General features: G+C 62.8%; 20 protein-coding genes. 6 read left to right on the forward strand and 14 right to left on the reverse strand.

All coding sequences use genetic code 11. The annotated features are described in order from the left end of the window. Positions 1-7 precede the first annotated feature (7 nt). Both H0O21_RS01155 and H0O21_RS01160 read right to left on the reverse strand, forming a co-directional pair. Positions 8-2,782: an RNA helicase gene (locus H0O21_RS01155; RefSeq protein WP_185190111.1), complete on the reverse strand. Its 2,775-nt coding sequence runs from the start codon at positions 2,780-2,782 to the stop codon at positions 8-10. Positions 2,783-2,792: 10 nt separating this feature from the next. Beyond that, complete coding sequence (locus tag H0O21_RS01160; RefSeq protein WP_131595120.1) at positions 2,793-3,719, reverse strand: bile acid:sodium symporter family protein; 927 nt, start codon at positions 3,717-3,719, stop codon at positions 2,793-2,795. 64 nt (positions 3,720-3,783) lie between these two features. Between H0O21_RS01160 and H0O21_RS01165 the strand changes: the two genes are divergently transcribed. Genes H0O21_RS01165 through H0O21_RS01185 form a run of 5 tightly spaced genes read left to right on the forward strand, consistent with a single transcriptional unit; the run spans position 3,784 to position 7,222 of the window. After that, positions 3,784-4,923 (forward strand): 8-amino-7-oxononanoate synthase, encoded by a 1,140-nt coding sequence (locus H0O21_RS01165; RefSeq protein ID WP_185190112.1) that lies wholly within the window; start codon positions 3,784-3,786, stop codon positions 4,921-4,923. Beyond that, entirely contained in the window at positions 4,916-5,638 is a 723-nt protein-coding gene (locus tag H0O21_RS01170; protein ID WP_185190113.1) for an alpha/beta hydrolase, read from the forward strand. Before H0O21_RS01165 ends, H0O21_RS01170 begins: the two co-directional genes overlap by 8 nt. Next, positions 5,635-6,396 (forward strand): methyltransferase domain-containing protein, encoded by a 762-nt coding sequence (locus H0O21_RS01175; RefSeq protein WP_185190114.1) that lies wholly within the window; start codon positions 5,635-5,637, stop codon positions 6,394-6,396. Before H0O21_RS01170 ends, H0O21_RS01175 begins: the two co-directional genes overlap by 4 nt. Then, positions 6,393-7,070, forward strand: coding sequence for a dethiobiotin synthase (gene bioD, locus H0O21_RS01180; protein WP_185190115.1), 678 nt, complete (start codon positions 6,393-6,395; stop codon positions 7,068-7,070). The genes H0O21_RS01175 and bioD overlap by 4 nt, the downstream gene beginning before the upstream one ends. Beyond that, positions 7,067-7,222, forward strand: a complete 156-nt coding sequence (locus H0O21_RS01185) for a hypothetical protein (protein ID WP_164498758.1) — start codon at positions 7,067-7,069, stop codon at positions 7,220-7,222. Before bioD ends, H0O21_RS01185 begins: the two co-directional genes overlap by 4 nt. Before the next feature lie 382 nt (positions 7,223-7,604). On the opposite strand, the gene H0O21_RS01190 is transcribed toward H0O21_RS01185, so the two are convergent. Continuing rightward, positions 7,605-7,871, reverse strand: coding sequence for a DUF3143 domain-containing protein (locus tag H0O21_RS01190; protein ID WP_131595111.1), 267 nt, complete (start codon positions 7,869-7,871; stop codon positions 7,605-7,607). Further along, entirely contained in the window at positions 7,813-8,334 is a 522-nt protein-coding gene (locus H0O21_RS01195) for a J domain-containing protein (protein WP_185190116.1), read from the reverse strand. Before H0O21_RS01195 ends, H0O21_RS01190 begins: the two co-directional genes overlap by 59 nt. Positions 8,335-8,392: 58 nt before the next feature. Here H0O21_RS01195 and rsmG point away from each other — a divergent pair, with 58 nt between their 5' ends. Then, the gene (gene rsmG / locus H0O21_RS01200) at positions 8,393-9,145 is read left to right on the forward strand and encodes a 16S rRNA (guanine(527)-N(7))-methyltransferase RsmG (protein ID WP_185190117.1); all 753 of its coding nucleotides are present in this window, start codon (positions 8,393-8,395) and stop codon (positions 9,143-9,145) included. On the opposite strand, the gene H0O21_RS01205 is transcribed toward rsmG, so the two are convergent. The 10 genes from H0O21_RS01205 to H0O21_RS01245 form a co-directional block, all read right to left on the reverse strand. Next, complete coding sequence (locus H0O21_RS01205; RefSeq protein ID WP_185190118.1) at positions 9,142-10,347, reverse strand: aldo/keto reductase; 1,206 nt, start codon at positions 10,345-10,347, stop codon at positions 9,142-9,144. The genes rsmG and H0O21_RS01205 overlap by 4 nt on opposite strands. After that, entirely contained in the window at positions 10,344-10,745 is a 402-nt protein-coding gene (locus H0O21_RS01210; protein ID WP_131456786.1) for a ferredoxin, read from the reverse strand. Before H0O21_RS01210 ends, H0O21_RS01205 begins: the two co-directional genes overlap by 4 nt. Positions 10,746-10,763: 18 nt before the next feature. Further along, positions 10,764-11,156 carry a DUF1257 domain-containing protein gene (locus H0O21_RS01215; protein ID WP_131456784.1) on the reverse strand — a complete coding sequence of 131 codons (393 nt, stop codon included), beginning with the start codon at positions 11,154-11,156 and terminating at the stop codon, positions 10,764-10,766. Then, complete coding sequence (locus tag H0O21_RS01220) at positions 11,156-11,359, reverse strand: DUF2997 domain-containing protein (RefSeq protein ID WP_131456782.1); 204 nt, start codon at positions 11,357-11,359, stop codon at positions 11,156-11,158. The genes H0O21_RS01215 and H0O21_RS01220 overlap by 1 nt, the downstream gene beginning before the upstream one ends. An 87-nt stretch (positions 11,360-11,446) precedes the next feature. Next, entirely contained in the window at positions 11,447-12,253 is an 807-nt protein-coding gene (locus H0O21_RS01225; protein WP_185190119.1) for a HEAT repeat domain-containing protein, read from the reverse strand. A gap of 16 nt (positions 12,254-12,269) precedes the next feature. Next, complete coding sequence (locus H0O21_RS13280; RefSeq protein ID WP_255417779.1) at positions 12,270-12,395, reverse strand: hypothetical protein; 126 nt, start codon at positions 12,393-12,395, stop codon at positions 12,270-12,272. A gap of 33 nt (positions 12,396-12,428) precedes the next feature. Continuing rightward, a complete protein-coding gene (locus H0O21_RS01230; protein ID WP_185190803.1) occupies positions 12,429-14,195 on the reverse strand; it encodes a sodium:solute symporter family protein in 1,767 nt (588 codons plus the stop codon). 29 nt (positions 14,196-14,224) lie between these two features. Further along, positions 14,225-15,280, reverse strand: coding sequence for a 23S rRNA (adenine(2503)-C(2))-methyltransferase RlmN (gene rlmN / locus H0O21_RS01235; protein WP_255441067.1), 1,056 nt, complete (start codon positions 15,278-15,280; stop codon positions 14,225-14,227). Beyond that, a complete protein-coding gene (locus tag H0O21_RS01240; RefSeq protein WP_131456776.1) occupies positions 15,277-15,429 on the reverse strand; it encodes a high light inducible protein in 153 nt (50 codons plus the stop codon). Before H0O21_RS01240 ends, rlmN begins: the two co-directional genes overlap by 4 nt. A gap of 71 nt (positions 15,430-15,500) precedes the next feature. Then, on the reverse strand, positions 15,501-19,595 hold the full coding sequence (locus H0O21_RS01245) for a DNA-directed RNA polymerase subunit beta' (protein WP_185190120.1): 4,095 nt from the start codon (positions 19,593-19,595) through the stop codon (positions 15,501-15,503). Between the last annotated feature and the right edge of the window lie 47 nt (positions 19,596-19,642).

Genomic DNA, 19,642 nt, shown 5'->3' on the forward strand with positions numbered 1-19,642 from the left:
CGGCCCGTCAGGCAGCCCGTTCCGTGGCTGGGTTCAATCCTCCGGATTCCGCCGCCGCGGCCTTCAGCAGATCATCAGCTTCGGCCACCGGGAAGCGGTTGATCGCTTTGAGCGCCTGGCGAGCGTGGCTACGCAGCTGCTCGCTGATCGCCTCGCAGTAGGGCACCTGCGCCAGCAAATCCACGGTGCGCCGCATGATCCGCACCACATCACCCTCGTCCAGGGAGGTATTGGCGATCAGATCGTTCCAGGCCGTGCCGCGCGCCCAGGCCTCCACCAGCCCCATCAGCTCCGGCTCCCACCAAGCAGGCACCACCACCTGGGCGCGCTCCTGGGCCCGAAGCAACTCGCGACGGATTCCCATCAGATCGTGGAGTGCCTCCTCTGCCCGAGGCGGCGGTGGGAATCCGCTCCATAAATCAGGGCGATTGACCTCCGTACTGATCGCCTCAAACACAGCCGCAAGTTCCGCTGGCGGCAGATCATCGAGATGGCCACTCATCAGAGCCAGGCCCAACCACAGTTCGTTATCTCCCCGCAGAGCCGCCACGGTGCGGCCTATCTCGGTGGGTTCCAGATCATCGAGGCAGCCGAAGTGCTGCAGGATTTCGATCAAGGCCAGGAAGGTTTCCCAGTGGCGGTTGGCGCGGTGATGAAGCAGCTGCTGACGCTCGCTGATCTCCAACTCCAGCTCCTCCATGCGGCGCCGATGCTTCTTGAGCTGGCGGCGATCCCCCCAGCGGTGCGCCGGGTGAGCCTCGAGGTCGGCCTCCAGCTCCTGCACAAGACGGGCCTGGGAGAGAACCTCTCCGGCCAGGTCGTACTGAGGAGTGGTCATGTCATGGCGTTGGGCGATATGGCCCACGGCGAGTGCCAGACCGCCACTGCGTTGATCCCCATGGCGGAGCTCACCCGATCGACGCAGTTCAGGGGCCTCAACCCCATGCACCTGCAGGCAGCTCAGCTCCGCATGCAAGCTCACCACAGCCTGGCAAGGCAGCAGCAGCCAGACATTGTCGTGGGTGAGGCAAAGCAGCAGGGGGAACTGACCAGGACCGTCCTGCTTATCGACGATCACCGCTGGCGTCACCGCGCCCCGCAACTGCGGGGCCTTAAGACTCACCAGGGTGCCGACACTGGCGAACTGCAAAGCCAACGTCAGCTCATGGGCCAGGGTCTCCTCCGCCTGCTGCTGCAGGATCCTCAACAGACGCCGCTCCTCCCGCAATCGGGCCCGACGCTTCTCGTAATCCTCGAAGTCTTCCCAAGGCACATCCCCAGCTGTGCCCTGCAACTGACCCAGCTGAAGCCTGAGCTGGGTGAGGATCTCCTCCTCCTCCACCAAATCCAGGCTCGCCAGATAGCGCCCGAAGCTGCGCTCCACGAGCTCCCTCGCCTTGGCGAGATCATGGCGTTGCAAGAGATTGAGCACCATCCCATAGCTGGGGTTGAACTGACTCACCAGCGGATCGGCTGGACTGGTGGCCAGTTGTCCTGCCTCGCGCACCCCCTCGAACCGGCTCTGCACCGTCACCACATACCCCTGGGAGTCAAGGCCACGCCGGCCGGCCCGGCCGGCCATTTGCAGAAATTCACTGGCCATCAGCGGCCGGTGGCCCCGTTCAGTGCGTTTCGACAGGGCTGCAATCACCGTGCTGCGCGCCGGCATGTTGATCCCCGCCGCCAGGGTTTCCGTGGCGAAGACCACCTTCACCAACCCCTCCTGGAACAGCTCCTCGATCAGCTCCTTCCAGGCGGGAAGCACGCCGGCATGGTGGGCCGCGATGCCACGAAGCAGGGCATCGGCATGCAAGCCATCACGGACCGCCTCCGGATTGGCGCTGGCATAGGCCTTGAGACGAGATCGGATTCGAGCCTGCTCGGCATCGCTCACCAGACATTGCACCCCCAGATCGCGCACCGCCTTATCGCACCCCCTGCGGCTGAAGATGAAGTAAATCGCGGGAAGCATGTCGCGCTCCGCCATCTGGGCCACGACGAAGCTGATCGGTGGTGGCTCCGGCTGGGGAGGTTTCGGGGAGCGTCCTTTGCGTTTGCTGCCCTTCGGAGCGCGCCAAACCTTGCAATTGGGATGCAGTCCGGTCCCTTCCTCATTCAGCAAGGGATGCAGTCCCTTGGCACTGCAGAAACTGAACTGAAGCGGCACCGGCCTGAAATCACTCAGCACCAGACGGGTGGGTCCATGCACCCGCTCAATCCAATCGGTCAGCTGACCGGCATTGGCCACCGTGGCCGACAGGGCCACCAACTGGACCGCTGGCGGGCAGTGAATGATCGACTCCTCCCAGACCGTGCCCCGCTGGGAATCGTTCATGTAGTGGCATTCATCGAGCACCACCGCCTCAACATCCGCAAGCGGATCGTCATGCTCGTCCGCTTCCGCATAGAGCATGTTGCGGAAGATCTCGGTGGTCATCACCACGATGGAGGCCTCCCGGTTGACGCTGAGATCACCGGTCATCAAACCGACGTTCTCCGCCCCAAACTGCCTGCGGAAATCACGCAGTTTCTGGTTGGAAAGCGCCTTGAGAGGCGTGGTGTAAAAAACCTTCTGGCCGTGGGCCATCGCCCGATAGATGGCATATTCACCGACGAGCGTCTTACCGGAGCCGGTGGGGGCACTCACGACAACCGAATGCCCCTGATTCAGGGCATCGATCGCCTCCAGCTGAAAGGCATCCAGGGGGAAGGGAAAGATCCGCGCCGGATCTGGCGACCCCACGCTCGCGGGCTCAGCAGCCTGGGTATCGGTTTCCGCCATAGAAGCGATCCTAGGGACGCTTCCGCCACCAGGCCGCCAGCGCACTGCCCATCAGGGAATGAACCACGGCGGAGATAGCCCCTGGGAGGGCGGTGAGGGGGCTGGTGAATCCTCCGCTTCGAGCCAGCACCACCGCCAGACCCGAGTTCTGCATGCCCACCTCGATGCTGATGGTGCGTGCTGCCCGTCGAGACTCCCCGAGCAGAACCGGCAACACCAGACCCAGGAGAAAACCACTGCCATGGAGCAGAAGGGTGGCCAGCAGCAACAGAAAGCCCTGAGTGAGCAGGGCCTCCCGCTGGGCACCGATGATTCCAGCAACGATCAAGGCGATCGCTAACACAGCAACTGGGGGCATCAGCGGCTCGATCCGCCGAGCCAATCCTGGACGCCCCTGCTTGAGCAACACCCCAACAGCCACCGGAATCAACACCACCTGGAGCACATTGGCCAGAAGCGACCAGCCATCCACAGGCACATAGCGGCCCGCCAAAATGCTGCTCAGCAGCGGTGTAAGACCCACCGCCAAAACGGTGCTGAGGGACGTCATCACCACCGAGAGCGCCACATCCGCGCGAGCGATCAAAGCGACCACGTTGCTAGCGGTGCCCCCTGGGCAACAGCCGACCAGAATCAAGCCGACGGCAAGCGGTGGTTCCAAACGCAGGCCCCAGGCCACCAATGCCGCCAGAGACGGCATCACCACAAACTGCAGCAGCACACCCAGCAGGGCTGGCCGCGGCCGAGTCAGGACCCGACGGAAATCGGCAGGCTCCAGCCCTAGACCCATGCCGAGCATGATCACGGCCAGGGACCACACGATCACCGGACCTGCAACCCAAGCGAACAAGCCCGGCAACGCCAGGGCGAGACCGGCCGCCAGCAAGGTCCAGCATGGGAAAAGCAGGGTGAAGCGCTCCAGCAGCCGGGGTGGCATCAAAGGAACCAGGCAGGCAACTTCACCATCCTGTCCTGCCCTGGCACTGCAGCAGAGTAAGGAGATGGAGAGCCTGCCCCCAGCCCGTCGCCGTCAGCTGCGCACCTGGGTCCCCGCACCTGGGAGCGCCAGGCTGCAAGCGCATGGCTCTCAAGCGGAGAGCGACCCACTCCTTGATCTAGCCAGCAACGATTATCTAGGGCTCAACCGACACCCCGTTCTGATCGCTGCCGCCCAAGCGGAGCTCGAGCGCAGTGGAGTCGGTGCCGGAGGGTCCCGACTCGTGAGCGGAAGCCGGCCAGTTCATGGCGCATTGGAAGCGGAGCTCGCCGACTGGCTGGGGAGGGATCGGGTGCTGCTCTTCCCCAGCGGCTTTCAGGCCAATCTTGCGGCCATTTCCGCCCTGGCGGATCGCCACTGCACCGTGCTGGCGGATCGCCTGATCCACCACTCCCTGCTGGTCGGGGTGCAGGCCAGCGGCGCACGGTTGAAACGCTTCGCCCACAACGACCTCAACGCAGTGAAGGAGCTGCTCGAATCCTGCCGAAACAGAAACCCTGACCAACCGCTGCTGGTGGTCACGGAAAGCCTGTTCAGCATGGAGGGCACCAGCCCAGCCCTGATGGAGCTGACGGCTCTCTGCCGCCAGCACCGGGCGCGCCTGCTGGTGGATGAGGCCCATGCCCTGGGAGTTCTTGGTCCAGCCGGGCGCGGCCTCGCCTACGGCCTGGAGGGCGTGACGATGATCAGCGGCACGTTTGGCAAAGCGTTCGGAAGCGGCGGTGCCTTCCTGGCCACTGATACCAAGCTGGGGGAGGTCCTGCTGCAGAGCAGCGGCGCCTTCCGCTACACCACTGCCCTTGCGCCTCCACTGGTCGCTGCAGCATTGGCGGCCCTCAAGCTGATCCGTCACCATCCCGACTGGGGTCAGCAACTGGTGGAGAGAAGCATCCTTTGGCGGGACCATCTCCAGGCCGCAGGCTGGCAGCGGCCTAGCGGTTGCGGGCCGATCCTGCCCCTGATCGTGGGGGCCGACCAGGCGGCACTCGATCGGCAGCATCAACTGGAGAAGGCAGGCCTGCTCACCGTGGCGATCCGCCCTCCCACCGTGCCCGAGGGAACGGCCCGCCTGCGGCTTGTGCTGCACCGCGACCTCCCCGATGAGACATTGGAGGTACTGCTGAGGGCGCTGGCGGATGGCTGATCTGCCGAGGCAAGAGGTGATCGCCATGCACGGCTGGGGTGGAGACAGCTGCGCTTGGGAGCCCTGGCACCGCCACTTTGACCGCCATGGCTGGCACTGGCAAAGCGGAGAACGGGGCTATGGCGGACGTCCCCTTAAGCAGCCCCAATGGCATGCCAACAGCGAGCGTCGGGTCCTCATCGGCCATTCCCTCGGCCCTCATCTGGTCCAAGCGACTGTGCTGTGCCAAGCCACCGATGTGGTGCTTCTAGCCAGCTTCGGGAGATTCATCCCAACAGGTGCCGGAGGCCGCGCCCTGCGAACGGCCCTCAACGGCATGCATGCAGCCATTGGGACTGAGGGGGAAACCGCCATGCTCACGACCTTTCTCGCCCGGGCTGCCGATCCAGCGAACCCCGATGCACTGCCCAGCGGCCCCCTAAAGAAAGGTCTTAGCTCCGAAGGCCGAAACCGGTTGCGCCGCGATCTCGAACGGCTCAGCCAGACCATCGGCCTGCCAGACGGCATCCCCACCCAGGCGAGAGTGCTCGTCGTGGAGGCTGGTGCCGATGCGATCGTCTCGTCAGCCGCCAGTCGCCAATTGCTGCTGGATCTGCAACAGAAACTGCAGGCCGCTCCTGAACATTGGACCCTGAAGGATGTGGGCCATGCCTTACCAGTTCCTGACCTGGTCTGCAGGGTGCAGCGCTGGCTGGATGGAGCAGCCTCATCTTGAGGGATTCGCCCCACTGGCAGCAGGACGTGCTGCATGAATTCAGCCGGGCGGCGCCGTCCTATGACGCCCACGCACGGCTGCAGCGGGCTGTCGCCTGGCGTCTGGCGGCGCTCTGCCAGCGCCTCCCGATTCGCCGCGGCTTATGGGTGGATCTGGGTTCCGGCACCGGACTGCTTGCGGAGGCCCTGGAGGCCCTTCATCCCGGACAGCGACTCACCCGACTTGATGGGAGCCAGGCGATGCTGACCATGCAGCCGGCCGGAAGCGCCACCCTGCTGTGGCGCCTTCAGGACGGACTGCCCCCTTGGCAAGAGCCACCGCGGTTGTTGGCTTCCAGCTTTTGTCTTCACTGGCTTGAGCAGCCCGATCTGCAGCTGGTGCACTGGTACAGGGCCCTCGCCCCTGGCGACTGGCTGGCGGTTGCCCTGCCCGTGGAGGGCAGCTTTCCCCAGTGGCACGCAGCGGCAAGAGTGAGTGGGGAGCGCTGCTCAGCTCACACCTTCCCCAACCCGCAGGATTTGGTCGCCAACCTGCCAGTCGAGGCGATTCAGCACAACAGGTGCTACCGCTTTAGCCAGCAGGCCTCCAGCGCCGTTTCGCTGCTTCGGCCCATGCGCCAAATCGGCGCCGGCAGCTCCCCCTGCACTCCCCTGGGGGTGGGCGGCTGGCGCCGCCTCGAACGGTGCTGGCCGGACCGCAACTCCAATGGCCAGATCAGACTCACCTGGTTGATCCAGATCCTGCTGCTCCGGCGATGACTGAACGCCCTTGCCCAGGCCCCCGTCTGGTGGTCTGCGGCACCGACACCGACGTGGGCAAGACAGTAGTGAGCGCCCTGCTGGTGCAGGGACTGGAAGCCCGCTACTGGAAACCGGTGCAAAGCGGCCTGGAGCAGGGCGGTGATCGCGACTGGTTGGTGAACCTGCTGCACCTTCCGCCGGAGCGCTGGCTGCCAGAGGCCTACGCCTTTCAGGCCCCTGTCTCTCCCCACTGGGCCGCGGAGATGGAGAACCAAGAGATCGATCCCGAACGGCTGTCCCCCCCGAACCAAGACCAATGTCCGCTGGTCATCGAAACCGCCGGTGGTCTTCATGTGCCACTCACACGCACATGGCGACAAATCGACCAGCTGGAACGCTGGCAGTTACCTGTGCTGCTGGTGGCCCGCAGCGGCCTGGGCACTCTCAACCACTCCTTGCTCAGCCTGGAGGCCCTCAACCGACGGAGCATTCCGGTGTTGGGACTCATCCTCAACGGCCCAATCCATCCCGATAACCCCCGCACCCTGGAGGAGCTAGCCGGGGTGCCTGTACTGGCCCAGTTACCCCCATTAGCACCGCTGAATGCCCAGGCCCTGGCGGAGCAATGGCGCATTCAGGGACTGGGCCCTAAGTTCGAACGGATTCTTAATGAGCAGGACTGCCCCCAATGACGAGCCGCCAGACCTGGGCCACTGCTGCCGTGATCCTGCTCTGCGGAGGCATTCTGGTGCTGTTCACCGATGTGGAAGTCGGCATCGTTCGCTGGTTCAACTGCGGCCCTCTCTCCACGCCATCAGAAGACCGAAGCGAAGTCTGCCGCTGAATCCAGCCGGGAATCAGAGATCTCCCGAGGCCACCCTCAACCGAGGGGCCGAGAGCGCAAGGGACACAGTCCGTTGCGAAGAGCGACATGACGCACGGCCAGAGCCAGAGGCCACCCCTGTCGCAACTGCTCGTGGATCTGATCGATCTGACAAGGAGACCACCCGCCCATCTCGAGGCGCACCTTGATCGAGGGCCATCCACCCTCGAAGAACATCTGCCGTGTTCCGCAGGCGCGGGAGTCGAGACTGCGATTGAAAACTGCACAACGCCTGCCTGAGTCGGACCGAGGCGAATCGATAAAACGATTGGATCGTCTAGTCGTTGTCTGTGCTGTGGCCATGGTGGGAGGCCTCAACGTCATCTCCATCATGGCGCTCCCTTCAAGGACCGGCCCTCATGGCCGCCTCGACATCCAGACGAGACAAGCCGTAGGAAAACCTGCGCTGAGCGTCCTGCCCCGGAGACTGCCAGCTCACCCAAAGCTCCTCCTGGTCAAGACGAATCTCGGCAGACCAATCAGGCTGCGTCCAACACCAAAGACAGGGGTCTTCCTCACTGCGTAGGGCCCCAAGCCCCTCAAGCCAGAGCTCAAGGGAGCGAAGGGAGTGCTGATTGAGCGGCGTCTGGCCCGGGGGCAGGGAGGACATCACTGCGGGAGGACTCTGAATCAGACCAAGTCTGCTCCTGCAGCATCCAGCTGGGCGCGACCTGCAGCTGCACCCCCCGACGCCATCCCATCCCAAGGCCAAGCACGAGACAGAGCAGCAGAGCCCCAAGCAGCAGCACGATCGACAACCACTCGCCCCCGGAGAGAGGACGTCGCTCACCGATCCGCCCCCATCCAGCCCCTGAAGCCGATGCCGTTACGCGTTGCACAGGGGCGACTGGTTCCTGCAATCCGGCGTCGTAACAGGCGCGGCGGCGGGGATCTGCCAGCTGCGCATAGGCCTCGCATAGCTGCTGAAACTCGCGGGAGGCCTGCTCCGCAGGCAACTGGGTGGTGTCAGGGTGCAGCGCCTTGCTTCGACGACGAAAAGCCTGACGAAGACCGCTTGCATCCACTCCTGGATCAACCCCCAGCAGGTCGTAGAGGGTCCGGTTCTCAGCCACGGGCGCACCGGGTCATCCTCGAGGAGGCATCCTAGGGAGAACCAACGGTCGGATCTCGATGCCGAACCCGTCCCGTTTCGATCGACCGGAACAGGATCTCTGGGAGGCCCTGGGCTGGACACCTTCAGCCCGACAACTGGAGCAGTTCATCCGGCTGCAGCAGGAGCTGAAGGAATGGAACAGCAGGGTGAACCTGACCCGACTGCTCGAAGGAGCTGATTTTTGGATTGCTCAGGTCTTTGACAGTCTCTGGCCCCTCCAAAGGGAACTGCAGACGCCAGATGCGCCCCTGGACTGCATCGATGTGGGCACCGGCGGGGGGTTTCCTGGACTGGCCGTCGCCATCGCCCTCCCCGGCGCCCGGCTCACACTCGTGGATTCCGTCGGTCGCAAGACCTCAGCGGTGCTGGCGATGGCCCGCAGCCTCGAGCTTGCTGATCGCGTCCAAGTACGCACGGAACGGATCGAACGCACCGGCCAAGATCCACACTGCCGTGGCCAGTTCGATCGAGCCATGGCCCGTGCCGTGGCCTCAGCTCCTGTGGTTGCCGAATACCTGGTTCCCCTCCTGCGAGAGGAAGGGGAGGCCCTGCTGTATCGCGGTCGCTGGACGCCGGAGGATGAGCTGCAGCTTCAGGGCGCCCTCAAGCCCCTTCGGGCGAACCTTGCGGAACGTCAGCACTGCGAGCTGCCAGCCGACAAAGGGCCGCGCCATCTATTGCGTCTACGTCCCCAGGCCAGATGCCCTGCCACCTACCCAAGAGCCATCGGGATACCGGCCAAACTGCCCTTGGGTCTCGACCTGAACTAGGCGCTCGATAGACGCTGCTGCTCCGCTCCACCCACCCGCGCTCGTAAGGAACGAAGAATCGCGGGGATCTGCGTCGCCCAGGGGCTGGCACCCAAAACGCTCAGCAGCTCGGCTTCCGACACCTGCTGGTCAAGGGGGTCAGCATTGGCGCCAGGAAACCAATGGCTGGCTTTGCCGAGCAATCCGTATCGGGCTCTGGCGTAACCCTCAAGGCCCCAGGCTTCCACCAGTCCATGGAGCCAGAGCAGCACCTCCAGATTGATCTCTCCGGGTGTGTCCTCCCAGCTGGGAAGGCCCTGGCGCCAGCTGCACAACCAAGGCTCACCCAGGGCTTCCTTGGCCGCTCGCTCCAGATGCTGCTCCACAGGGGGCACGAGTTCAGAAGCCCTGTCCAGCAGCGACACGGCCTCGAGATGTAGATCAAGGTCTTCCGGTCGTGCGGCCCCGACGCTGATGGTGTGCACGCGTGGATCCCTCAGGCAAAAGAGGTCGTTGAAGACGATCGGATGCAAGGGCGCACAGAGCTCCTGCATCGGCACGGAAGGGGTGTGCAGATGTCCTCCCTTGTCGGTGGGACTGATGATGAACACCCCCATGTCATGGTCCGCCGCCGCTGCAATCGCCGCTTCGTTGTCCTGGCGAATGAAATACCAGTGCAAATTCACGTAATCAAAGGCGTCACTGGCGATCGCTTCCTCGATCAGCGGCGTGGGTCCATGGGTGGAGAAGCCGACATGGCCGATCCGGCCATCGCGCTGCCAACGGTGCACAACCTCAAGGCAGCCACCAGGACGCAGGGCTTGCGCGAGGTGTTCCGAACGGTTGATGCCATGGATGGAGAGGAGGTCAATGCGTCGTCCTCCGAGGCGCTCCGCACTCAGTCGGAGCTCAGCTTCGAAAACCTCTGGATCGTCATGGGGCGGCACCTTGGTCTGAAGAAGGCGGCTCCGATCCGGCACCCTGTCGAGCGCCCAGCCCAGCTGGCGCTCGGAACTGCCGTAATGACGAGCGGTTTCCACATGATGCAAGCCACAGGCGACGGCACGCTCCAAGGTGGCCTCGAGTTGTCGCTGAGACTCAGCGGTGATCGCATCAGCCTCAAGATCAGTCCAGCTCTGCTGAAAACGCATCCCTCCAAGAGAGAGAATCGGGATCGGTAGTTCGGTCCGCCCGAACCGTCGCGTCGGCAGCGCAGCGCTCATGGGCCTGAAGATCGGGGCAACTGCCGTCGGGGCCTGGCTGGAGAAGGAAGCCCTAGGGGAAGCAGTTCCGTTGCCTCAAGGCGGGCCCGCAGACCATCGAGCTCCTCAAAGCCAACCCAGTGAATGCAATCCACTGGGCAGGTCTCAATCGCCTCCTGGATCCGTTCCGTGCTGTCGCCGTCCTGTCGAATCGCACGGGATCGGCCCAGTCGGGGCTCGATCGAGAAAGTGTTCGACGCCACATGGGCGCAGTAACGACAGCCGATACAAACGGCCTCATCCACCCACACAGCACGCTCGCGCAACGCCCCTCCGAGAAGAGGCTCATCACCACTGCGCTGATCGCCACCGTCAACGGTGGCGCGATAGGCCGCAGAGGGGTCAAAGGGCAATGACACGCCGCAACAGGAAAGGAATCAGGCGTCCCAGCGGGTCACCACCAACTCAATCGATCCATCCTGAGTGGTCGTTTGCTCACTCAGCGCAAAACCTTCCTCAACACTGGCGCTGAGCACGGTGTGAAGGGCATAGCGCTGGGTCAGGCGCTGGAGAAAGCGCTCAACGGGAATGGGCTGGCGCCAGAGGTCGAGATCGGTCACCAGCTCGTAGCTGCCGGTTGAAGCATTCCAACGAAAGCCCAAGTCAGAGCCTTCGGTCATCTTGACCGCCAAATCAGCATCAACGGTCTGACCGCGGTAACCGCGCACAGGGCGGGAGCCCGACTCGGGCTCGTAGCCAAGATCGCGAAGCGCAGCCATCAGCGGATCGCGCTGACGAAGCTCCGTACGAACCGTGCTGAAGTGAGACATCAGAGTTGCTCAACGGGAAGAGGTTGGGTCTGTGCCGCCTGGGTGCCATAGGCCTCACTGGTGGCTTCGCGGCGCTCGACAGAACCGAGAGCTGCTTCCAATCGCTCAGTCAGACCGAGGCAGGCTTCACCTTCAACGCCTTCAACACGCTCCTCAACCCGTCCGTCAGGACGAATGCGGAAACGGAGTGTGCGCTGGGGCATTCGCCTCAACCATGGAGACAAGAATGCTAGGCAACGTGCCTGGCGACTGACGGGCGACTGTTACAGGCCGCTGTAGCTCCCAATGACTCAGAGCAGACCTTCATCCACCAAGGTCTGCAGGCGCTCCAGAATCTCGGGGTTTTCGAGTTGCTCCAGAGCCGTCCTGGCCTCATCGCGGACGGAAGTTTCCTGATCATGGAGCAAGGCGTTCACGAACGCTTCGATCACATCAGCCCGACGCGGCTCAACGAGCTGCTCCACAAGGCGACCGAGCGCCCAGATGCAGTTACTCCGGACCACAGGCTCACTATCGATCCGCAGGCTGATCAGGAGCTGTCCTGCAGCAAGATCCGCTTTCACAGGGGAGGTCATTCCAGCTTCAGCCAAGGCCACGGTCGCCCAGAGCCGGACGGAGGCCACATCCACCTGCAACGAGCGGATCAGGGGGTTAAGGACCGGGGCATCGGGGTAATTGCCCAGGCTCCAGGCTGCCGCTTTGCGGACATACGCAATGCTGTCGACCTGGAGCAGCTGCAGGAGCGGCTCAACTGCGGAAGGGGAGGGGTTGCGGCCAAGCGCGTAGACCGCGCTCATCCGCACAACTGGACAGGCCTGGCTGAGCAGAGGCAGCAACAGGGGGACGGCTCGGGGGTCGCGGTGCTCACAGAACACGCGTAAGCCTTGAAGACGTTCTTCATGGCCTTGCTGCAACCAGGCCAGCCCCTGATCACATTCACGGGCGGCATGGAGCGCTTCATCCTGCGGATCATCGAGATCAATCTCGTCGAGAGGATCGCCGAGCAGCTCTGCAGCCAGTTCACGGGAAAGCACATCAGGATCGATGGCCAGGTTGACCAGGCCCTCATCACCGTCTGGAGTGAATCGCTCGCTCATGGCGCCGATCGTACGCTCAGCCCACCGGAGCCGGGGCCAGCATGTCACCCGGCAGCCAGATGCGCGCACTGACGGCGAACAAAGCCAAGGCGAACAAGCCCACGATCATCAGGGGCAGCAGGGTGGTGCGAAAGAAACTCACGGAACAAACGCTTTCGGCCATTCTGGGTGGCGATCAGACGGCCAGAGACCTGCGGCGGCCCGAACGCAGAAGCAGCGTCAGGCAAACCACCGTGACAATCAGCCCGATCCAACCGCTGAGCTGCTGATGCAGCAGGAACGCGCCCGATCCGAGCAGAGCGCCGAAGAGCACGCCACTACTCAAAAGAAAACGGAGGAGTAGGGCTGGTAGAGACTCGGCTCCATCGCTGGCATCCGGTTGACGCCAGCGGCGCCAACCGGGCCCGGGGGGCTGCACCTGTTGCACGAAGCGCTCGAGGACTGCTGCTGATTCGGGTGGGGTGCTGAGCATCACCACCACCCAGACCACGGCAGTCAGGGCTGTGGTGACCATCAAGCGCGAGCCGTAATCCGAGATCTGCAGCACAGGCACCACCGAAGTGCTGAGGCCAACACAAAAGCCGCAGAGCATGGCAGCCAGCTCAGCGGCGGCGTTGATCCGCCACCAGAACCAACGCAACACAAGCACGACCCCTGGCCCGGTCCCAATGGCGATCACCAAACGGAACACCGTGCCGATGCTGTCGCTGATGAGAGCGGTGATCACGCCAAGCACCACCAGCAGCACACTCATCAGTTGCCCGATCAGCAGCAGCTCCCGCTGGGAGGCCTCCGGCCGGATAAAACGTTGGTAAAGGTCATGGGTGAGATAACTGGCCCCCCAGTTCACGGAAGTGCTCACCGTGCTCATGAAAGCGGCCACCAATGACACGACCACGAGGCCGAGCACAACCGGCGGCAAGTACTGAACCGCCAAAGCGGGATAGCTGAGCTCCCAGTCGCTTTGGTCCGGCAGAAGCACCAGCGCGGCAAGCGCCACCAACACCCAAAGCCAGCTCCGAACGAGATAGTTGACCACCAAGAACACCCAACCGGCGAGGCGCGCCTGCTGTTCGTCCTTCGTGGCCAGCATGCGCTGGATGAACTCACCGCCGCCATCACTACGTCGGAAGCTCCACCACTGCACGCTGAGGTAGGCCAAAAACGTGGACACACTGATTCCGGCACCGCCAATCCAGTCGAGGCCTGCGTCCGTCCAGCGCCAAGGCACCAGCGACAGCAGTTCCGGACGGCCGAGGGCATCGAGGCTGCTCAGAAGTGCTTCCATCCCCCCGGCGGCATGGATTGCAGCCCAGGCAACCGCCAGGGCCCCCAGCAAGGCCAGCAGAAGCTGCACAAAATCAGTGACCACAACAGCCCAGAGACCACCGGCGGCGGTGTAAGTGAGCACGAGGCCTGCCACAACCGCCAACAGCAGCACGGTGTCAGAGAGGCCACCGAAGGCAGGAATCGGCTGATCCGAGACGATCCCCAGCGCCTCCACCACTTTGCGCATCGCCAAGAAGGCATACCCGATGCCGATGCAGTTGACCGGAAGCGCGAGCAGGAAGGCTTTGATCCCCCGCAACCAGGCGGCGGCTGGCCCGCCGTAGCGCAGCTCTGTAAAGGCGGCGTCAGTCAGCACACCACTGCGCCGCCAAAGCGGCGCGAAGACCACAGCCATTGCCACATGGGCGAGACCAAATCCCCACCACTCCCAGTTGGCCGCAAGCCCACGGGTACCCACGAGACCCGCCACATAGAGGGGCGTATCGATGGAGAAGGTGGTGGCAGCCATCGAGGCCCCAGCCAGCCAGCCACTGAGGCTGCGACCGGCCACGAAGTAGTCGTCCTCTCCACGATTGCGTCGGGCCAGCCAGAGTCCGAGAACCAGGGTCCCCGCCAGATAAAGAACAAGGATCAACCAGTCAATTCCCGCCATGGAGCCCTGCCGGATGGCGGCAGTCTCGATCAAGTGGTGCGATTCCGCCGCAACTGTCCGCAGGCCGCATCCTGATCGAGCCCCCGACTGGCCCGCAGGCTCACCGCCACACCACGGCGTTCGAGGACCTGCCGAAATGCAGCAATCCGCTCAGGGGATGGTCGCTGAAAATCCTCTTCGTCGATGGGGTTGTAGGCGATCAAGTTCACATGGCTCTGAAAGCCACCAACCCGGTCAGCAAGTTCTGCGGCATGACTCGGGGCATCGTTGAGCTCGCCGAGAAGGATGTATTCGAAACTGACGCGTCGTCCTGTGACCGCCAGGTAATGGCGACAGTCATCAAGCAGGGCGTCGTAGGGGTACGCATGGGCGGTGGGGATCAGCTCCTCCCGCAGCCGTTGATTAGGCGCATGCAGGCTCACAGCAAGGGTGAACTGGGCCCGACCCAGGCGACTCATCGCCAGTTCAGCCAGCTGCGGCAAGGTGCGCGGCACCCCCACAGTGCTCACGGTGATCCGGCGCTGACCGATCCCGAGGTCGTCATTGAGACAGCGAATCGCGCCCAGCACGGCGTCGATATTCAGCAAGGGTTCTCCCATCCCCATGAACACCACATGAGAGGGACGGCGATCCATCACCTCGCGAACACTGAGCACCTGATCGACGATTTCGTGGGTGGCGAGGGAGCGTTGGAGGCCCCCCTTCCCGGTGGCGCAGAAACGACAGGCCATGGGGCAGCCCACCTGACTGGAGACACAAACCGTCAGCCGTTGGTCTGTGGGGATGCCAACCGTTTCAATCAACTCACCGTCGTTGGTGGCCAGCAGCAACTTGGTGGTGGCATCAGTAGCAATCCGTCGGTCCTGCTCCTTGAGACGACCGACGGTGACACCTTGCTCCTCAAGAGCGATTCGCCAGGCCTTCGGGAGCACCGTGATCGAGGCCAGATCAGGGGCTCCCTTGGCGTAAAGCCAGTCATGGAGCTGCCGCCCCCTAAAAGCCGGCTGCCCCTGGTCGACAGCCCACTGCTCAAGATCTGCGGCGCTGCGGCCCAGAAGGGCCACCGGCTCCGGAGTCGAGCTCACCAAGTCAGTAGACCGTGGCCCAGCTTGAATTCCACCGCCAACAGAGCAATAAACCCAAGCATGGCCACACGGCCATTGAGCCGTTCCGTATGGAGGTGAAAGCCGTAGCGGGGCTTACGGCGTTTCGGAATCAAGGTGGGCTCAAGCATGACCATGGTCTGCAGCGACATTGAGTCTGATGGCGCTGATCCGACAGCTGTGGACCTTCAGGGCAGAGGGATCACTCATCGCTGAGCAGCCCCTCTTCCTGCAGACCCTCGAGGGCCTCAGCATCGACCACCTGCTCCTCAGCCAGCTCATCGTCAGCTGCAGGACGGGCGAATGCCGCGAAGTTGCTGGCTGCGGCATCGATGCCATGACGACTGCGGGTGGCTTCCAGATCTTCCTCACTGGGGTCATCGAGCACGGCAGAGGCGCTGGCTGCCGGGGCAGCGGGCATCTCCACGGTGTAGTCAGGCCTCAGATTCTGCATGCGTCGGTAACCAGCAGGGTCCTCGGACAGGATGTCGGGGTGTGGACCAGCCTCGGCCCGCAGCTCCTCTTCGAAGCCGCTGAAACCGGTACCTGCTGGGATCAAGCGACCGATGATCACGTTCTCTTTGAGACCGCGCAGCCAGTCGCTCTTGCCTTCGATGGCTGCTTCCGTGAGAACCCTCGTGGTCTCCTGGAAGGAGGCCGCAGAAATGAAGCTGTCGGTGTTGAGCGAAGCCTTGGTGATACCGAGCAACACAGGGGTGAATTCCGCTGGAGCTCCACCGGTGATCGCCATGGCTTGGTTCGTGTCTTCCACCTGACGCAGCTCGATCAGCTCGCCAGGAAGCAGGGTGGTGTCCCCGGCATCTTCGACCCGCACCTTGCTGGTCATCTGACGGACGATCACCTCGATGTGTTTGTCGTCAATCGAAACGCCCTGTGATTTGTAGACGTTCTGAACCTCATTGACGAGGCGGTGCTGCAGTTTGGCAATCGCCTCTTGGGCGGCCTCCATCAGCGGCTTGCGGCTGCGCAGATCCTCGAAGAAACATTCCAGCAACTCATGGGGGTTGATCGGCCCATCGGTAAGCAGCTCACCGGCATGCACTTGTTGACCATCGCTGACCATCACGTTGCGGCCCAGCAGGATCGGATATTCAGAAATCGCATCATCCGCCTCAATCACTGTGACGGTGGTGGATTCATCGTCCTCACCCTGCTTGATCTCAACGGTGCCAGGCTTCTTGCAGAGAATCGCCGATTCCCGTGGCCGACGGGCTTCCAGCAATTCCTCAATCCGGGGAAGACCCTGAACGATGTCACCGGTCTTCTGCCGCTCGAACACCAGGAGGGCGAGACCGTCTCCCCGCTGCACCAGGTCACCATCACGCACGTGCAGAAGGGAATCGGGCGAGATCATGTAGGGGCGGCCGAGTCGGAGGGTGATGCTGCTGCCATTCACGGCCTCCACCTCACCGCAGCAACCAGCCGGCTGACCTGCAGCAATCTCGTCACCATCGACAACCCTCTGCCCCAAGCTGACCAGGACGGATCCCTTAGCCGTGAGGGTTGTGGTGTCCTCCTCTCGCTCGACGATCAGACGACGAACCGGTTCGCCATCCTGCTCTTCAGGCATCTGCACCACACCCTGCTGCTTGCAGAGAATCTGAGTCGTAGCCACCACGTCACCGGCCTTGATCGACTGGCCGTCCTCCACCTGCAGCTCGGTGTGAGTCGAACCATGGCTGGAGTCGGAGATGGTGTCACGACGCACCAGGATGCTTTCAAGAATCACCAGCTGAAGACGTTCGATCGTCTTGGCGCGCTTGTCGGGCACAGCTTCAACGTCCACGGTCATCTGCGGAGTGGTGTCAAAACTTTCCAGCATCAACTGGGTGCGAAGGAGCTCCACACCTTCCACAGACTTCACCAGCTCACCATCCTTAAAGGCAAGTCGCTGGCTGGCTTTTAGCCCCAAGTAGGGCCCCTTGGCCTGCTTGACATGGCTGAGCTCAGGAAGCTGAGCCTCATTGGGAATGGTGTATTCCTCGACAGGGCGGAGCAGAAGGCCCATGCCCTCCGGGGTTTCCACCGACTGCACAAACACCATGGCATCGCTGCTGATGCCCTTAGCGATCGTTTCGCCGGGATTCACCATCACCCCATCACCCTCGAATCGCTCAAGGGCCTTCTTGTCGGAGCAGAGGTGGAAGCTACCGCTGCGCACAATGATTTCGCGCAGGATGTCGTTCTTCTGAGTGACCGTGACGATGCCGGCGGTCTGGCTGAAGATGTCTTTCACCACCTCAGTGCCAGCCTCAATCCACTGGCCGTCCTCAATCATCAACAAGGAGATGTCCTTGTTGATCTCATGGGTTTCCTGAGGGACCCACAGCATGGTCCCGCCCTTGCTCACCTCATATCCGTTCTTCGCGGAGCGGGCTTTTTTGATTGCCAGCCCTGGAGCAAAGCGCACCAGACCACCGGTCTGGGTACGGAAGCGATCATCGGCGAGTTCAGCCACCACTTCACCGGAACCGATCTTGCTTCCAGGAATGGTGTTGAGGCGATAACGGGTGCCGTCCTTGGCCTCGAGATGCCAGATCTCTCCAGCATGGGTGGACTCTCCCAGAAGCTTGAAGTCCTTGAGAGTCATCGCCGTGGTGACGATCTGAACCTCACGGGAATCACCGAGGGAGTCGCGCAGACGCACATCGCCGCCATACTCACTGGCCTGGCTGGCCTCAGCGAGCACCTGGCCCTCGTGGACCGGGGCGGAAGGCTTGACCACAGGGTGTGCATTGGGGGGCAGGTTGTACACATCCCCTGCCAGCACCCACATGCGGCCCAACCTCTGGGCCTTGCGGGTGATATTGCCCTGACGGTCGGTGACCTCCCTGGGCTGAATTGCTTTCTCATAACGCACCTGACCGGCGAGATCACAGATCACGTCTTTGGTGGCTTTCTCAACGCTCTTCTTGACCGCACCAGCGGCAATCTGAGCAACGGTCACATCAGAGGCGATGACCTGGCCGTTGTCGACGAACAGGAGCGAACCGTTGGTGATCTCGATCTTCTGGGGCTTGCCCTTGCCGCTGGGCTGAATCGTGAGGGTGAAGTCCACCTCTGCCTGTTGGGCGTTCACACCATGGGGGGTGCGATACGGACGAACCCGAGCCTTGGCACCGAATTCAACCGTGCCCTCGAGCTTCGAACGAACCACACCGGTCTCGGCTGTAGACACACCACCGGTGTGGAAGGTGCGCATCGTGAGCTGGGTTCCGGGTTCACCAATCGACTGAGCCGCGATGATTCCCACCGCTTCTCCGAGATCCACCAGCTCGTTATGGGCCAAGGCCCAGCCGTAGCACTTACGACAAACGGAGCGATTGGCTTCACAGGTGAGGGGTGAACGCACGCTGACCGCAGCGACACCGGCCTTCTCAAATGTTTTGGACAGAGGCGGATCAATCTCGGTGTCGCGTTCCGCCAGCACCGTTCCTTCAGCGTCGAGCACCTGATCGGCAGTCAGACGTCCGATCAGACGGCTGCCATAACGACCATCCTCCGCTTTAACGAGGATCGAACGCGTGGTGCCGCAGTCGTCCTCACGCACGATGACGTCCTGAGCCACATCCACCAGACGGCGGGTGAGATAGCCCGAGTCAGCAGTCCGAAGTGCCGTATCCACCAGACCCTTACGGGCTCCATAGGAGGAGATCACGTATTCGGTGACCGTCAGACCCTCGCGGAAGTTGGTACGGATTGGGAGGTCGATGATCTCCCCCTGCGGGTTAGCCATCAGGCCGCGCATGCCCACCAGCTGACGCACCTGGGACATGTTTCCCCTGGCGCCTGAGTTGGCCATCATCCAGACCGAGTTGAGCGGGTCGTTCTGGTTGAAGTTCTTCTTGACCGCATCCACTAGACGCTCATTGGTCTCCGTCCAGGTGTCGATCACCTTGGTGTGACGCTCAACCTCCGTGATCTCCCCGAGGCGATAAGACTCCTCGGTGGCGGTGATCAACTCCTCGGCCTGTCCAAGCAGATCTTGCTTGGCCTCAGGGACTTTGAGGTCGTCGACAGAGATTGAAACGGCCGCCTGAGTGGCATAGCGGAAGCCCAGATCCTTGAGCTGGTCGGCCATTGCAGCGGTGGCGGCGGTGCCATGGGTCTTGTAGGCCCAGGCCACCAGCTGCTTGAGGCCTTTCTTATCCACCACCCGGTTGCGGAACGGGGGTGGGGTCTTGGCCAAAGGGGGAGTCACAGCAGCAGGAGCTGCCTGCTTGCCTTTAGCGGCCTTGCCGGAAGACTTACGGGATTTGGAAGGAGTGGAGGTCATGACAGCGCTCGGTTCGTGAATCGGGGAAAAGTCGTTGCGAAAAAAGG

Source organism: Synechococcus sp. HK01-R, from assembly GCF_014217855.1.
GTDB lineage: Bacteria > Cyanobacteriota > Cyanobacteriia > PCC-6307 > Cyanobiaceae > Synechococcus_C.

Bases quoted from the DNA above. Each gene is read 5' to 3' on its own strand.
- H0O21_RS01155 (WP_185190111.1), bottom strand. From the start codon at position 2,782: ATGGCGGAAACCGATACCCAGGCTGCTGAGCCCGCGAGCGTGGGGTCG.
- rsmG (WP_185190117.1), top strand. From the start codon at position 8,393: ATGCCGAACCCGTCCCGTTTCGATCGACCGGAACAGGATCTCTGGGAG.
- H0O21_RS01170 (WP_185190113.1), top strand. From the start codon at position 4,916: ATGGCTGATCTGCCGAGGCAAGAGGTGATCGCCATGCACGGCTGGGGT.
- bioD (WP_185190115.1), top strand. From the start codon at position 6,393: ATGACTGAACGCCCTTGCCCAGGCCCCCGTCTGGTGGTCTGCGGCACC.
- H0O21_RS01185 (WP_164498758.1), top strand. From the start codon at position 7,067: ATGACGAGCCGCCAGACCTGGGCCACTGCTGCCGTGATCCTGCTCTGC.
- H0O21_RS01225 (WP_185190119.1), bottom strand. From the start codon at position 12,253: ATGAGCGAGCGATTCACTCCAGACGGTGATGAGGGCCTGGTCAACCTG.
- H0O21_RS01215 (WP_131456784.1), bottom strand. From the start codon at position 11,156: ATGTCTCACTTCAGCACGGTTCGTACGGAGCTTCGTCAGCGCGATCCG.
- H0O21_RS01165 (WP_185190112.1), top strand. From the start codon at position 3,784: ATGGAGAGCCTGCCCCCAGCCCGTCGCCGTCAGCTGCGCACCTGGGTC.
- H0O21_RS01190 (WP_131595111.1), bottom strand. From the start codon at position 7,871: ATGTCCTCCCTGCCCCCGGGCCAGACGCCGCTCAATCAGCACTCCCTT.
- H0O21_RS01230 (WP_185190803.1), bottom strand. From the start codon at position 14,195: ATGGCGGGAATTGACTGGTTGATCCTTGTTCTTTATCTGGCGGGGACC.
- H0O21_RS01245 (WP_185190120.1), bottom strand. From the start codon at position 19,595: ATGACCTCCACTCCTTCCAAATCCCGTAAGTCTTCCGGCAAGGCCGCT.
- H0O21_RS01160 (WP_131595120.1), bottom strand. From the start codon at position 3,719: ATGCCACCCCGGCTGCTGGAGCGCTTCACCCTGCTTTTCCCATGCTGG.
- H0O21_RS01240 (WP_131456776.1), bottom strand. From the start codon at position 15,429: ATGCTTGAGCCCACCTTGATTCCGAAACGCCGTAAGCCCCGCTACGGC.
- H0O21_RS01205 (WP_185190118.1), bottom strand. From the start codon at position 10,347: ATGAGCGCTGCGCTGCCGACGCGACGGTTCGGGCGGACCGAACTACCG.
- H0O21_RS01220 (WP_131456782.1), bottom strand. From the start codon at position 11,359: ATGCCCCAGCGCACACTCCGTTTCCGCATTCGTCCTGACGGACGGGTT.